The 14,670-nt window shown below is 58.9% G+C and carries 15 protein-coding genes and 1 riboswitch; of the genes, 3 read left to right on the top strand and 12 right to left on the bottom strand.

All coding sequences use genetic code 11. The annotated features are described in order from the left end of the window. The first annotated feature begins 85 nt into the window (after nucleotides 1–85). Nucleotides 86–1,081, top strand: coding sequence for a magnesium/cobalt transporter CorA (corA, locus tag LOH53_RS07830; RefSeq protein WP_230067179.1), 996 nt, complete (start codon nucleotides 86–88; stop codon nucleotides 1,079–1,081). 30 nt (nucleotides 1,082–1,111) lie between these two features. Here corA and bioD read toward each other — a convergent pair whose 3' ends face one another. Genes bioD through bioB form a run of 5 tightly spaced genes read right to left on the bottom strand, consistent with a single transcriptional unit; the run spans nucleotide 1,112 to nucleotide 6,718 of the window. After that, nucleotides 1,112–1,831: a dethiobiotin synthase gene (gene bioD / locus LOH53_RS07825; protein ID WP_230067178.1), complete on the bottom strand. Its 720-nt coding sequence runs from the start codon at nucleotides 1,829–1,831 to the stop codon at nucleotides 1,112–1,114. Between the two features lie 27 nt (nucleotides 1,832–1,858). Continuing rightward, the gene (locus tag LOH53_RS07820) at nucleotides 1,859–2,980 is read right to left on the bottom strand and encodes a cytochrome P450 (protein WP_230067177.1); all 1,122 of its coding nucleotides are present in this window, start codon (nucleotides 2,978–2,980) and stop codon (nucleotides 1,859–1,861) included. A gap of 30 nt (nucleotides 2,981–3,010) precedes the next feature. Further along, complete coding sequence (locus LOH53_RS07815; RefSeq protein ID WP_326832753.1) at nucleotides 3,011–4,264, bottom strand: 8-amino-7-oxononanoate synthase; 1,254 nt, start codon at nucleotides 4,262–4,264, stop codon at nucleotides 3,011–3,013. Further along, nucleotides 4,264–5,625 (bottom strand): adenosylmethionine--8-amino-7-oxononanoate transaminase, encoded by a 1,362-nt coding sequence (locus LOH53_RS07810; protein ID WP_230067176.1) that lies wholly within the window; start codon nucleotides 5,623–5,625, stop codon nucleotides 4,264–4,266. The genes LOH53_RS07815 and LOH53_RS07810 overlap by 1 nt, the downstream gene beginning before the upstream one ends. Further along, nucleotides 5,618–6,718, bottom strand: a complete 1,101-nt coding sequence (bioB, locus tag LOH53_RS07805; RefSeq protein WP_230067175.1) for a biotin synthase BioB — start codon at nucleotides 6,716–6,718, stop codon at nucleotides 5,618–5,620. Before bioB ends, LOH53_RS07810 begins: the two co-directional genes overlap by 8 nt. Nucleotides 6,719–6,842: 124 nt before the next feature. Here bioB and LOH53_RS07800 point away from each other — a divergent pair, with 124 nt between their 5' ends. Beyond that, entirely contained in the window at nucleotides 6,843–7,433 is a 591-nt protein-coding gene (locus LOH53_RS07800) for a TetR family transcriptional regulator (protein WP_230067174.1), read from the top strand. Here the strand turns inward: LOH53_RS07800 and LOH53_RS07795 are convergent. Continuing rightward, nucleotides 7,430–8,743 (bottom strand): LLM class flavin-dependent oxidoreductase, encoded by a 1,314-nt coding sequence (locus LOH53_RS07795; protein ID WP_230067173.1) that lies wholly within the window; start codon nucleotides 8,741–8,743, stop codon nucleotides 7,430–7,432. The genes LOH53_RS07800 and LOH53_RS07795 overlap by 4 nt on opposite strands. Continuing rightward, complete coding sequence (locus LOH53_RS07790; protein ID WP_230067172.1) at nucleotides 8,743–9,507, bottom strand: 3-oxoacyl-ACP reductase; 765 nt, start codon at nucleotides 9,505–9,507, stop codon at nucleotides 8,743–8,745. Before LOH53_RS07790 ends, LOH53_RS07795 begins: the two co-directional genes overlap by 1 nt. A gap of 66 nt (nucleotides 9,508–9,573) precedes the next feature. Next, nucleotides 9,574–9,667: riboswitch (TPP riboswitch) on the bottom strand. Between the two features lie 126 nt (nucleotides 9,668–9,793). On the opposite strand from LOH53_RS07790, the gene LOH53_RS07785 reads away from it, so the two are divergent. After that, on the top strand, nucleotides 9,794–10,423 hold the full coding sequence (locus LOH53_RS07785) for a malonic semialdehyde reductase (protein WP_230067171.1): 630 nt from the start codon (nucleotides 9,794–9,796) through the stop codon (nucleotides 10,421–10,423). Between the two features lie 24 nt (nucleotides 10,424–10,447). Here the strand turns inward: LOH53_RS07785 and LOH53_RS07780 are convergent, their stop codons facing one another. The 5 genes from LOH53_RS07780 to LOH53_RS07760 form a co-directional block, all read right to left on the bottom strand. Further along, a complete protein-coding gene (locus LOH53_RS07780; protein ID WP_230067170.1) occupies nucleotides 10,448–12,250 on the bottom strand; it encodes a lipase family protein in 1,803 nt (600 codons plus the stop codon). A gap of 99 nt (nucleotides 12,251–12,349) precedes the next feature. Next, a complete protein-coding gene (locus tag LOH53_RS07775) occupies nucleotides 12,350–12,547 on the bottom strand; it encodes a hypothetical protein (protein WP_230067169.1) in 198 nt (65 codons plus the stop codon). A 154-nt stretch (nucleotides 12,548–12,701) separates the two neighbouring features. Next, the gene (locus LOH53_RS07770) at nucleotides 12,702–13,271 is read right to left on the bottom strand and encodes a TetR/AcrR family transcriptional regulator (protein ID WP_230067168.1); all 570 of its coding nucleotides are present in this window, start codon (nucleotides 13,269–13,271) and stop codon (nucleotides 12,702–12,704) included. A 4-nt stretch (nucleotides 13,272–13,275) separates the two neighbouring features. Continuing rightward, on the bottom strand, nucleotides 13,276–13,743 hold the full coding sequence (locus tag LOH53_RS07765; RefSeq protein ID WP_230067167.1) for a nuclear transport factor 2 family protein: 468 nt from the start codon (nucleotides 13,741–13,743) through the stop codon (nucleotides 13,276–13,278). A 131-nt stretch (nucleotides 13,744–13,874) separates the two neighbouring features. After that, nucleotides 13,875–14,618 (bottom strand): NUDIX hydrolase, encoded by a 744-nt coding sequence (locus LOH53_RS07760; RefSeq protein WP_230067166.1) that lies wholly within the window; start codon nucleotides 14,616–14,618, stop codon nucleotides 13,875–13,877. Nucleotides 14,619–14,670: the final 52 nt, after the last annotated feature.

Here is a 14,670-nt window from a genome sequence, read left to right as displayed (position 1 = left end):
TAGGCAGTAAGCAGTAGGCAGTAGACAGACCACCGCGTTCATCACTTTGAATAGACTGGCCACTTTCATCACGCATAATAGGCTGATGACCATCATTGACAACGCCGTATATGTTGACGGGCGGCGCTACGCAGACCCCACCAGCTTGGACCAGACGTACGAGCTCATGGACTCTTGCCGCGGCATGGCCTGGATTGGGATGTTCCGTCCCACCGCCGAGGAAATGAAGTCCCTGGCCGCCGAATTTTCCTTGCATGAGCTCGCGGTTGAAGACACAATATCCGCCCACCAGCGTCCCAAAATGGAGCGGTATGACGACGTGCTTTTCACGGTTCTGCGCCCTGCCAGGTATATAGACGCCACAGAGGCCGTGGAATTTGGCGAGTTGCACATCTTCACCGGCCACGACTTCGTAGTGACCATCCGCCATGCGGAGACCCCTGGGCTTTCCTCCACGCGCACACGTCTCGAATCCGATCCAGGGCTGCTGGCGCTGGGACCTGAAGCCGTACTGTACGCCATCTTGGATCAAGTGGTGGATGACTATGCACCCGTGATCAGCGGTTTGGAGAACGACATCGACGAGATCGAAGATCAGCTCTTTGCCGGCGACCCCGCCGTCTCGAGACGCATCTACCAGCTCTCGCGCGAAGTCATCGCCTTCCAACGCGCCATCCATCCACTCAGTGGAATGCTGGCCCAGCTTAAGAGTGGCTTCGATAAATACGGAGTTGACGTGGAACTACGGCGTTACCTGCGCGATGTGGAGGACCACATTGAGTCGGTAAGGGTAAGAGCCGATTCTTTCCGTCAATTGTTGCAAAATGCATTGACCGTGGACGGGACACTGACAGCTAACCGGCAGAACGCGGCGAGCGTGGCGCAGAACGAACAGATGAAAAAGATTTCATCTTGGGCCGCCATCTTGTTTGCGCCCTCGTTCGTAGCGGGCGTATACGGCATGAACTTTCACAATATGCCAGAACTGGCCTGGCCGTGGGGTTATCCATTCGCCATCGGTGTCATGATTTTGCTGTGTAGTTCCATGTACATCATCTTCAAGAAGAAGACCTGGTTGTAGCTGCGAGGGTCTTCGCCCCTGATTTTGCGCTCACGACGCGTGGACTGCCAGCCCGTGAATCCATTGGGGTGCAAGTTGTTGGAAGATTGCGGGCTCTAGTGCTGATGCCCCCGCAGGCAGGGCTCCCAAAAATGGTGTCTCCAGCGACTCGAAGAAGTCGCGGTTGCTCCGCTCAATGATCGACGGCGACTCCGGCCAGGAGCCGATGACCAGACCGTCGGCTGGCAGTCCGCGATGCACCAGAGCCTCAAGTGTCAAAAGGGTGTGGTTCAATGTGCCCAAACCGCTGCGGCACACCACCACCAGAGCAGTTGCTGTTTGCGTCTGTGCCGTGCGGGCCCGCAGGACGGTGGCTAAATCCACCAGCGTGTGCCGCTCTCCATCCAATTCCACCAGCACACCACCGGCACCTTCGACCAGCACGTGGTCGTATTCATCCGCTAACCCCACGATGGCCCCCACATGATCCGCGAGGGATGGCAGTGACCTCTGCTCGCGGGCGGCTGCTGCCACGGGCGCCATGGGATCTCTTAGTCGGATACCTTCATGGCTCGCGTGCACACCACTTAGCCGTGTCACCTCATCCTTGTCTCCGGGTTCTTCAGTTCCCGAGATACCCGTCTGCGTCGGCTTGTAAACCGCGACGGCGCCGCCACGAGCAGCCAGTGTTGCTGCCAGTGCCGCGGTGGCTATGGTTTTTCCCACGTCGGTGTCGGTTCCCGTAACGAACGTGATCGATGCAGCTTTCATAGTGTTCTTCTTTCGGAACTGTTTGGTTCAAGAGAGATTTGGCTCGTCAGAAACATTTCGTTCAACAGAGACGGCGGACTTCACAGAGACAGATAGGGGCGCCTGAAACGAAAGCAGCCGAAGCCACTGAGGCTCAGGGCCGGCCAAGACCACATGAGGAAGTAATCGGGCCGTTTCCTCGACCACCAGAGCTGTTTCAAGTTCGGCCAGTCGCGCACCTAGACACCGGTGCAGCCCATATCCAAACGCCAGGGTGTAGGCAGTTGGACTGGCATCCTTCGGATGCTGACCGCTCAGTTCTAACAGGATCTCGGCACCTGCGGGCAGCACAGCTCCGTCTAGGACGCTCTGCCGCAAAGCCGCTCGCCGCCACGTGTGAACGGATGACTCCGTCGTCAGCACTTGGCGCACGTGTGCGGCTGCGCTGTGTGGATTCGCCAGCGACGCCCAGTCGCCGCCGTCGTGCCCTTTATTTTCGATACCGCGGTACAGAGCCGTATTGATGAGTAACGACGTCGTCTCCTGCCCTGCGATTCCCAAAAAATAGCCCAAAGAGCACACTTCCGCCAGGGACAGACCGGCTTGATCCAGAACGCCAAAAAGTGAATCGGTGCCCCGGGCGGCCACGGCTTGTTCCTGCAGCCATTCATAGAAATCGGCGGCGCTGCGGGCAAGGACCAATTGGCGGTCGGGGTCCGGCCAGCCCCAAAATAGCTCGAGCGAATCCTGACTCCAGCGTTTAAGCAGCCCCAGTTCGGGGATGGGCACGCCCGTAAGTTCGGCCATAATTACCGGTGGAATGTACCGCGCCACTGTGTCCGCCAAATCCACGGCAGTGGCACTAGTACCGGCGAGCGCAGAAGCACTTGTGGCAAGCCGCGCCTGGGTGAGCTCGCGGACTCTTGGTCCAATGGCAGCCACTTTGGCTGGCGTGAAGAAGCGCGCCACCATAGTCCGCACAGCTCGGTGCCGCTCCCCCGTCGCTGAAGCCAGTATTGGTGGCAACGCAAAGCGGGCCTTACTGAGAATGCGAAGCGTGGCTGGTGCAAGCGGCACTACGGATGTAAGTGCATTGCTGGGGGCAAAATCGTCCGTGCGGCGCATGATCTCCCGCACCTGTGCGGGATCGCCAATGACATGCAAACTCATTCTGCCTCCACGCTCACAGCGCACCTGACTTCACAGCGCACGCACCGCAGCCGCTACTAGGGAAGCAGCTTGTTCTAGCTCTTCAGACTTGAGGTTTGCCCTGGCGGTGAGTCTGAGCCTGGACACGCCGTCGGGAACGCTCGGCGGTCTGAAGCAGCCCACGGCGACGCCCGCTTCGCGGAGCCCGGCGGATAGTGCCGCCGCGCTCGCGGAGGAGGCTACCGGAATGGACTGGACAGCGCCAGGCGCCTTCTGGATACCGCAGCGCGCCGCAATTGTGGCCGCGTTATGGTGCATCCTTGTAACCAATTGTGGCTCGGTCATAATTATTCGGGCACCCTGGGCTGCCGCTGCCGCGCAGGCCGGCGCCAACGCGGTGTCAAAGATGAATGTTCGTGCCGTGTTGACCAGATGCTCACGCAAAAGTGCTGGCCCTAAGACTGCGCCACCCTGAGAACCTAGGGCCTTGGAGAGCGTGAGCGTGAGAATCACATGCCCAGCTTCCGCCAAGCCCGCAGCATGCACGGCGCCCCGGCCGTTTCCCGCAACTCCGATGCCGTGGGCCTCATCAACCAACAGCAATGCATCCATTTCTGCGCATAACGCGGCGGCTGTAACCAGATCCGCAGCATCACCCAAAACCGAGTAAATGGATTCCAACACCACGACGGCTCTTGGCTGGGTTCGTTGCGCCAAGGCACACCTGATCGCCTCCAGATCTCCATGTGCCACGGAGATGGCTGGCGAACGGGAAAGACGGATCCCATCATGTATCGAGGCGTGAACGTGAGCGTCGTAGATCATGAGCGTGCCCGGACCACCAAGGGCCGTAATAACACCGAGATTAGCCGCATAACCGCTGGAGAAAGCCAGCGCGGTTTCCTGGCCCGTGAGAGAACATAGCTCGCGTTCCAATTCAAGGTGAGCTTGCGTTGTCCCGCACACCACTCTGGACGCACGGGCACCTGTGCCATAAATAGTGGTTGCCTCCGCCGCAGCCACTGCCAAACGTTGGTCCCCCGCCAGACCCAGGTAATCATTGGAAGCTAGATCGATCATGCTTTCATTCCGCTGCGCGTCGTGGCGAATAATCCCGCGCTGCTCACGGACAGCGACTCGCGAAGCAAGCCAGGACTCCATCGCTGTTCCGGACTCGATGACTGTTCCGGGCTGGATTGCTGCTCCAGACTGGATCGCTGTACCAGACTCCGCAGCTGCTCCAGACTCCGCCGCCATTCCAGACTCCGCTGGTGTTCCGAACTCCACTTCTATTTGGGTGTTCATTAGCCGTGTACCTGTCCAACTGCGCCGGTAATACCGGCTCCTATCGTTGCAATGTCTGCTGCCGTGCTGATGTAGGGAGGCATCGTGTACACCAAGTTGCGGAAGGGCCGTATCCAAACCCCACGCTCCAGAGCGGCACGCGTGACCGCGGGAACATCCACCGGACGGTCCAACTCAACGACGCCCACAGCTCCGAGCACGCGCACATCAGTGACGGATTCCAGTGCCATTGCGGGTGCCAGTGCGCCAGCAAGGCCGCTCTGGATTCGGCTTACCTGCCCTTGCCACCCTTGGGAAACAAGCAGGTCCAACGACGCGCAGGCCACGGCACAGGCCAGCGGATTAGCCATGAATGTGGGCCCGTGCATCAAAGCGCGTAGCGGCGAGCGCGTGATGACATCCGCCACCCGAGACGTGCAAAGCATCGCGGCCAGCGTAAGGTACCCGCCCGTGAGTGCTTTGCCCACACAGAAAATATCCGGAACCACGCCAGCCCATTCGCAGGCAAACATCTTCCCGGTCCGGCCAAAGCCCGTCGCGATCTCGTCAACAATGAGCAGTACACCGTGCTCAGTGGCGACGCGCCTAGCTGCGGCGAGACATTCCGGGGCATAGGTGTACATGCCACCGGCTCCTTGGAGCACCGGTTCAACAACGATTGCTGCGAGCTCGCTCGCGTGGCGCGCCACCGTCTCTTCCAGGGTGGCAACCCAAGCTGCAACCTCTCCCGGATCCGCTATGAGCTCCTGGCTCAACACTTCTCCCACGGTCCCGCCAGCAATCTCGGAGCGCCGAGCGGCTGGCGGACGGGGCAGAAAGAGCTGTCCGGCCACCAGGGAGGAAAAATCGGAATGCATGCCATCCACAGGGTCACACACTCCCATGGCCCCAGAGGTGTCCCCGTGGTAGCCGCCGCGCAAGGCCAAAAACTTTGTCTTCTGACCATGCCCGCCAGCGCGTTGGTATTGGACTGCCAGCTTCAGAGCTACCTCAACGGACACCGAACCAGAGTCAGCAAGAAATACGTGTTCTAAGCCCTCAGGTGTCAGTGCAACTAGTTTTTCGGCCAGTCTCACCGCCGGTTCATGAGTCAGTCCACCAAACATCACATGGCAAAAATGGCCCGCCTGTTCCAGTAGTGCCCGGTCAAGGGTGGGGTTTTGGTAGCCATGCACAGCCGACCACCAAGAACTCATGGCGTCCACTGCCTCAAAACGGGATCCTTGGGCGTCTCCCAGGTCCAACCTCACACCAGAGGCTCCAAGGACCGCATAAGGCGCATCCCCGTCCAAGGGTGCATAGGGGTGCCAGAGCAGGCCGCGGTCTCGGCCGATGAGTTCGCTGGCGGTCATGCTAGGCATTGGGAGAGATTTCCGTCCCTGCCCCCCGACGGCGGATGGTGAGGTGAGAGCCCGACGGCGTGGCGTCGTCGTCCTTCTCTCCGAGGTCTGCGCAGGCCTTCTGGCCCAAGACCGTAAACCCGTTGTCCGCAATCATGTCCAGATCCGCTTGACCGGCCTGTCCTTCACTCGTGAGATAGTCACCAAGAAAGAGTGAGTTGGCCACGTGCAGGGCTAGCGGCTGGAGGGTGCGCAGGTGCATTTCACGCCCGCCCGCCATACGTAGCTCGGTACTGGGGCAGGCAAATCGGACCATGGCCAGGATACGCATGCATTGGGAGGGAGTGAGCAACCACGTCCCCTCCAGCGGCGTGCCGTCGAAGGGCATGAGGAAATTCACGGGAATTGATTCACTGCCCAGGGCGCGCAGTGTAAAGACTGCATCGATAAGGTCCTCGTTACTTTCGCCCATGCCGACGATCACTCCGGAACAAGGCGACAAGCCAGCCCCCTTGGCCCGTTCAACGGTCTCTACCCTCTGCGTGAAAGTGTGGGTGGAGCAAATGTCCGCGTACATGGACTCGCTGGTGTTCAGGTTGTGGTTATACGCATCGACGCCGCTGACTTTCAGACGCTCAGCCTGATTTTCTTTCAGGATGCCTAAGCAGGCGCACACCTCCACGTCCGGATGCTCGCCTTTGAGCTCGCTGACCATGCCGGCAACACGATCCACATCACGATCCGTGGGACCTTTCCCACTCGCTACCAGGCAGACACGGGACGCCCCGGCGCGGATGCCAGTCGCTGCTTGAGCCACGGCGTCGGCGGGTTTTAGCCACGTGTATTTCAGGATCTGCGCCGCGGAACCTAAGCGTTGAGAGCAGTAGGTGCAATCCTCCGGGCACAGTCCCGACTTCAGATTGACTAAGTAGTTCACTTTGACTGTGTTCGCGAAGTGAGCCCGCCGCAGTCGTGCGGCTGCGCTAACCACGTCGAGCAATTCTTCGTCAGTGGACTCGAGGATTGAAAGTGCCTCCGCACGAGTCAGCTCGGCACCTGTAAGCTGGCGGTTGGCAAGCTCAGAGAAATTATTGAACACTGTTTTATTGAACACTGTTCAAGTGTGTGTTCTCACCGGCATGTTGTCAATTCCAATGCCTGCGAATGCGTCAAGATGGAAGGGCGCCGCGATGGCGCAGCTCATATTTTTTGAACGACTCCGGAAAGGACTCCCCACCTTGGCACTCACACGAACTCAGATCGTTGATACAGCCATGGGGATCTTGCGCGATTACGGCCTCGCCGATCTCTCCATGCGCCGTCTGGCGCGGGATCTTGGCGTTCAGCCCGGTGCCCTCTATTGGCATGTAAAGAACAAACAAGAACTGTTTACAGTGCTTGCCGGACTTATTCTGGCACCAGCAGACAGTGCACCAACAGACAGTGCACCAACAGACAGTGCACCAACAGCTGACCTTCGGCTGCTGTCGCTTCGAATCCGCAGCGCCCTTTTGGAAGTGCGCGACGGCGCAGAGGTCGTGGGGCTGGCCCATGCACTTACGCCGGACACACCCTCACCGCTGTTACATTTCACCACGTTACTAGCCGAACGCGGGTTACCACCTACCCATGCAGTTTGGGCGGGCAGGGCGCTGGTGCACTACATTCTGGGCTTCACCACACAAGAGCAGACCCGCGCCGGACTAATCCGGGCGGGCCTGCTCACAGAAGACGAAACCGATTGCTACGCGGACCAGGCTTTCTGCTATGGATTGGATTTGTTTCTGGCGGGGCTACCCTCACCAGACGGCGGTTCGGTCGAATATTAGACTGGCACTCGGGCCTCACCCAGATGCCCACGCAGGGTGTCGGTAGTATATTTCGTCCGGAACAGTCCGCGACTTTGCAACACCGGAACCACCTGTTCCACAAAGTCCGTCAGCGACTCGGGCAGCAGCGGGGCCATCAGGTTGAAGCCGTCAGCGCCGCCCTGTTCAAACCAGAGCTGCATTTGATCCGCCACCTGTTCTGGCGTGCCCACCATGGTCGCATGCCCACCGCCGGCCGCCAGACGCCCTAGCAGCTGGCGCACTGTTGGTTGTTCCACCTCAATGATGCGCAGAATGGTTGCATAGCGTCCGGCCGGGCCGGTGAAGTCCGACGCCGGCACCAAGGGTGGGACGGGGCCATCAAGTTCCCAGTCGCTGGCATCGCGCAAAATAAAGCGGCTTAACCCTGCCAACGACGTTTCCACGGGCAGAACGGCATCAACGCGAGCCTGTTTAGCAAGTGCCTCCTGACGTGTTGGCGCAACATAGGTAACCAGCCCCGGCATGATCACCACCGATCCTGGGTCCCGCCCCGCCTGCGCTGCCCGACGCTTGATGTCGCCGTAGTACTCCTGCGCGCTCGCTAGATCGTAGGCCACCGCGTACACCCCCTCGGCGTAGCTTGCTGCCAGTTCACGTCCGGGCGCAGAGGCGCCAGCTTGAAATAGCACCGGGTGACCCTGCGGGGAGCGTGGCACATTGAGCGGGCCTTCCACACTGAAATAGCTGCCTTTGTGAGATACCGGGCGAACCCGCGATGCGTCAACGTAACCGCCAGCCCGGTCCGCAGTCACAGCATCCTCATGCCAGGAATCCCAGAGGTCAAGGACAACGTCAATGAACTCCGCTGCCCGAGCGTAACGCTCGGCATGGGGAGGCAGGGCGAGCATCCCATGATTGCGGGCCTCCGAGTCGGTCATCGACGTTACGATGTTTACCCCTACCCGACCACCGCTGATATGGTCCAAGGAGGCGAGTAGCCGGGCTGCGTGAAAGGGCTCATAGAACGTAGACGAGACAGTGGATACCAGCCCGATCCTCTCCGTAGCCCGGGCAATCGCCGCCAGCATAGTGAGTGGTTCCAAATGCCACAGCGGCCCTGCCGCAGGATCTCCGACGGACTGACCATCCGCAAAGAACACAGCGTCAAAGAGACCTCGTTCGGCAATTTGGGCGAGTCTTTCGTAAAAGCTGATCTCACCGAGTTGGGCCAGTGGGGATCCCGGCAGCCGCCACGCCGCGCCGTGGTGACCGCAGCCATGTAGGAATGCGTTGAGATGGAGCATTCGCCCGGTCGTGGAGTCGGCCATCAGTTCATCACCAAGCCGCCGTCGACCATCAGGTTTTGGCCTGTGACCGCCCTGGCCCATGGGGAGGCAAAGAAAAGTACGGCGTCTGCCAACTCTGCAGGCGTTGTGACTTTACGCAAGGGGGTTGCGGCAGCAATGTAATCAAAAACAGCATCGGGTGTTCCGGCACTGGCGTCTGTGGTGCGAAGCAGTCCACCGGAGACCATATTCACGCTAATATTCTCCGGCCCCAGGTCCGCCGCCATGGTGCGCGTTAGAGACAACAAAGCAGCCTTGGCCGCGGTGTAGTCGTGATACGGAACCACAGGATTGAGAAACAGATTGGTGCCAATGTTCACGACGCGGCCAAATCCAGTGGACCGCATACCGGCCAAAGCGCATTGAGTTGTGTTGAGCGCCCCACGGACACTTCCGGAAAATTGGGCGTCGAAATCTTCCCAAGCTATTGTCTCTGCCGTGGCGCGGGCATCCCCGTTGAAGGAAAAGTCCGCCAACGCATTGTTGATCACAGTGGTTACAGGTGAGCCAAAGTGCTGCTGTGCCGCTGCGAACATCGCAGCGACTTCCTCGGGACGGGTGACGTCAGCTTGCAGGGCGACCGCCTTTGTAGGGCCAGCGGTCTCAGCCAACGTCTGGGCACCCGTCGCACTCTTGCGATAGTTGATCACTACACGAGATCCTGCCGCCAGAAACGAAGCGGCGATCCCCTGGCCCAAACCGCGGCCGGCCCCGGTGACAAGTACTGTTTGCTCTGAAAGTTCCATGATGTTCCACCTTGAAAATAAGGCGAAAAGATGGCACAGATTCACGCGCGTCCACTAACGGCGGCACTGAATCAGGGCGGACATCCCTTCGCTAGTGCTAACTAGATCAGGTTCAACGGGTTTGATTCTCAGCCTTAAAAGGGCACCCCGTGTCACTGCAGCCGAGTCTAGCCGAACCCCGGTGCGTAGCCTGCGTGAGAGAACTCACGGCCTGCGTTGAAACAAAACTGGCGGATCCGGTTGTTGATGATTATGGACTTGTACTTAAAATCTGAAAGCAGGGAACATGAGCGTCGACGTCGCAGCAGAAATCAACTTCCAAGACCAACTGGTCGTGGATCAGAACGCAGCTGCGGCTCTGTTCATGGAAGCCCGCACAGCTAACAGCTGGACCGCTGAGGAGATCAGCGACGAGACCCTCAAGGCAGTGTATTCACTGACAAGAATGGGCCCGACGGCCATGAACATTCAGCCGTTGCGTATCACGTGGGTCCGCTCTGCTGAAGCCCGCGAGCGCCTGGTTTCCCACATGGCCCAGGGGAACAAGGGAAAGACTCTGACTGCGCCCGTAGTGGCCATCCTGAGCTACGATACGCAATGGCACGAGATGCTTTCCACTACTGCACCGCATGCCGCAAGTAAGGCGAGTACATTTGCAGACAACGACGCTTTGCGTCACAGCATGGCCGAGAAAAATGCCCACATCCAGGCGGGCTACTTCATTCTGGCTGCTCGTGCCGCAGGCCTGGCTGCAGGTCCCATGACGGGCTTTGACACAGCAGGCGTTGACGCCGAGTTCAATGCTGACAAGCAGTGCAAAGCATTTATGGTGGTGAATCTGGGCCGCCCCAACGGTGTGATTGATCGTGAGCGTCTGCACCGCCTTGATTCCGACGTTGCCACGGCAACCGTCTAGCCCATTCCGCGCCAAGGGTCGAGCTCACGGAAGCGTTCCGCAATTGGACGTTGCGGGAAGCCCAGCAATCCGGTCCTTGGTCCAGGAGAGTAGTTCTCCAATGAGCGGCGAATCTGGAGCAACCACGCTCAGGTGGTCTTTTCCGGCATATTTTCTGTAGTCGAGTTTCTGACCAGACGCGCATCTGGCGGCAACGTAGGCATCCTGGACCGCCGGTATGACGAGAGCATCGGCTGCGCCCTGAGCTATCAACAGGGGTTCGGGGATTACCAGCTCAGGTATATTTTCTCGCAGCCTTTCGCCTAAGGCACCTGTCGTGGGGTCCTTGGCAAAGATGGTTCTATCCTTATCGATGGCAAGCGCGTTCACCACTGAGACTAGCGCGCCGGGCTCGGAGAGGCAGCGGGTGGACATTTTGTGTACGAGCGTCCTCGCCGCGGGCGTGATGTACTCGTTAAAATTCACGTCCGGGTAGGTATCTGAATAAGCTGCGGCCACGTAGGAGGCGAATACGCTTCCTACTGAAACGGAGGGCAGATTTTTCACCAACCCGATGGCATCACTGGCCGGGGCCATTGCAGCCACCCCACTTATTTTCACGTCGGGAGCATAGGAAGGGGCGAGTCCCCCAGTCCAAAGTGCAGCTTGCCCGCCTTGCGAATGGCCCCAAACTACGGTGGAGTCCGCCATGGATAGCTCAGTTTCGCGTGCATCGAGTGCTCTGGCAGCCCGAACTCCGTCAAGCACCGACCGCGCTTGGCCTTGACCGATCAAGTAGGGTTGGGGGCCCTTGGTGCCCAACCCGGTGTAGTCCGGCGCTACCAGAACCCAACCATTCTCGACTATTGAATCAAGTGCGGGCAGAGCACCTGAGGCAAATGAAGCAGCCACGATGGATGGCGCACAGTTGGATGTATAGCCGGTAGTTCCATGGGCCCACGTGATGACGGGGCGGGGCTCCGAGGCTGCTTTGGTAGACGTCAAGACGACTGCACTGGCGACTGTCGCTGAACCATCGGTGCTGGTTGTCGTGTAAAGGATGCGCCATGCCCTGGCTCCAAGTGGAACCGAAGTGGTAAACGGTTCCGACTTTAACAACATACCGGGAGAGCTCGGCACCGTGGGCGGCGCATCGTAGAAAGCTGAGACCTCCGGAGAATCATGGTCTAGCTTCGCTCCAAGTGCGCCCGCCGCACCGGCCAAGACAAGCGAGAGGAGCGCTCCAGTTACACGCATCCATCGCCGGAACGGGCCGTGGGCTGATCTTGCCCGTGACGTAAGCCCTGTTCTGACCACGAATAATGCATACCAGACCCTACCCAGTCCAAAAAGGACCATTCGCGCGCCAAATAAGACGGCAACTATCAACAAAGTGACATCTGGCCAGGCAAGCGCGACGACGCCCAAAAGGAGATCGGTCCCGGCGAGCAACATTGTTGCGGCACGCTCGTCGGGGGAACCCAGGTTCGCGCGCACAGTCCGGACAACCATCAGCCCACGGCCAAGTCCTGAGGCGATCAGAGCCACGGCCACAAAGGCAGGCAGCACTGTGAATACGCCACCCACCCAAACCAAGACAAGAACACCAGCCACAACCCAGCCCCACCCCAGTAAAAGACGGGTGGCACTCCGGGCACGGTTTTCGCTACTTTCATCAACAGAAAGCAGATCTAAAAGACCGGAAAGGATACAGCTGACACCTACATAGAAGGTCAGCACCTCTAAAGAAGAGAGCGGTTTAAGTAAAAGAGAGAGGCCCAACCACACGCAAGCGGCACCAACCGCAAAGGTGACCCATCGTGGCGCACGCGCCAGAAGCCGAGGCAAAGCCCTGGTTCTCCGGTGCGCACCAGGAGAAGACTCAGTAAATGAAACAGGCGACTGTTTGTGCATGTCCATCCCCCAGGATGCTTAGTTCGCGCTCGGTCAGTGTTTCTTGGGCGTCTGAGCTCGGGTCGGATCGGATTCGCTCTCAGCGCGCCGCTCTAATGCACGCCCACGTGAGGCACCCATCATAAAAGCGATGATAGCAAGGACGACCAGAATCCAAACCACCACGATGATGGTGATCAGCAGCCACACTGGCATCCGTACATCTCCTTGCGGGACTACAACGCGGGACATCCCCGAATTTTTCAAGCATACAGTTCGCACAGGAAAGCCCAAGGTAAAAACACGATCGTAGTTAGAAGTATTCGCCATGGCATGAAACTGGCATGATTAGGGCCCCGGCGTCCGGTGCCACCGGATCGATCCCCCGACCACTTCAGCACACCGGTCAGTCAAGCGTGGCCATGGCAGTGGCGTCACCGATGACTGCCGTGAACGCGGCGGGGTCATTCAGTGCACGTGCTAGAACGATTCCGCCTTGGATCAATGCGATACACCTGAAAGCGGTGGACTTGGGATCGGCTGTGCCCGCAGCGATCAACGCCGCAGTCAACACGTCGATCCAGTCGGTGAAGTAGCAGCCAACCGTGTGAGCGAAACGATCGCGCTGGTGGCTGATGGCAAAAGCGCCGAGGAGGCATATTCGAGAACCCGAGCGGAAGTACATGTCGACTTCTGCGAACATAGTTCTCACAGCAACACGGGCGTCCGCAGCATCTCCTACGGCCGCTACCCGCAAGGGAGTGAAGATGTGCGCTTGAAACCACCCATCGATGTCGTCGAGCACAGCTTGTGCCATCTCTTCTTTTCCCTTCGGGAAAAAATTGTAGAGACTACCACGCCCAAGTCCAGATGCCTCTTGAAGCACTGCCATGCTGGCGCCCTCGTAACCATGCTCACGGAAAGCGTTCCCGAGCGCCGGTATGACTGCCCCGCGGCTCGTCGTCGTTCTAGGCACGGCTTCAAATTCCCAGTTCGGTAAGTCCGGGGTGGTCGGCCGGGCGCGGGCCTAGCGGCCAGTGGAAGAGGCGCTCGCTCTCCTGGATCGCGACGTCGTTGATCGCCGCCAGTCTGCGACTCATCAAACCGTTCTCGTCGAACTCCCAGTTCTCATTGCCGTAGGACCGGAACCACTGCCCGGTCGAGTCATGGCTTTCATAGACGAACCGAACGGAGATGTGGTTGCCTTCATATGCCCACATCTCCTTGATCAGCCGGTAGTCCAGCTCGCGGTCCCATTTTTCCCTAAGAAGCGCTACGATCTGGCTTCTGCCGTCGACGAATCGGTCACGGTTACGCCAGCGGCTCTCGAGGGTATAGGCCAGTGAGACTTGTTGCGGATCACGTGCATTCCACGCACCCTCAGCACCACGCACTTTCTGAGTAGCGGTCTCGGCGGTGAACGGAGGAAATGGCGGACGAACGTTCATAAAGGATTCTCCTGAGACAGAACACCGACACTATTGTACCGATCGATACAATTCATCCTCTTGTACCGATCGGTAAAAAGCAAGTTCAGCCAGAGGTAAAGTTGGGCAACCATCCCGCCGCGTTCGCTTCCCTAGAGCTTATTTTTGCTGCCATTTTCTGAACTTGCTACCTGTTCAAAAACCCACGGTAGTGATTCCATATACAGCCTGTTGCGCGCGCCTGTCGGGCCAGCCCCAACCCCTGGATAGTCCGCGTCTCCTGCCCACACAACCGTTCCACCACCCATCGCTTTTGAGTCACTTATTACTCGCGAAAGTTCCTCTCCCAGGACATAGGTCGTGTAGTCAAAAGGCATCTCGCTCTGCGCACGGCTAAGAGCCTGCGCAACGGATGAGGCATGAGTAAGGAAGTAGAGACTGATCCACGTTGGCGGAAGAAGGTGCATTTCTCCGGCCGCATGTTTGGCTAAGACTGCAGCAGGCTTCATCCACGCGAAAGCAACATGTTCACCTTCGCTGAGCACAACATTGCCAGACGCGGCCCGAGCGAGAAAGAACCAGGTACGAAAGCGGCGTGGGAGGGGCCGCATGGGCGTCCAATTCGAAATGTGAATCAAAGAATCCGCCGCTAATACTTGCGCCGTTTCCTCGCCCACCTCGCGCACAGCCGCGCTTCGAGCGGCCCCCAGCTCGTCAAGCCCTGATTCACGGTCCTCGGGGTCCACCTTGCCACCGGGAAAAACCCAGGCACCGGCAAACGACCCAGCTCGGCCTGGACGCTCAAGCATCAATACCTGCGGGCCAGTTGGTGAGTCCTGCAATAAAATCACCGTAGCGGCATCCTCGAGCGGAGCGAGGGCAAGAGTTAGGTCCATAGCGCAACCATAGTACGTGAAGACAAAATGGTGCTGGATGATTGAACGGGCG

Source organism: Arthrobacter cryoconiti (assembly GCF_020905375.1).
GTDB lineage: Bacteria > Actinomycetota > Actinomycetes > Actinomycetales > Micrococcaceae > Specibacter > Specibacter cryoconiti.
Note: the sequence above shows the minus strand (reverse complement) of the source record. Positions and strands in the feature narration are given on the sequence as shown.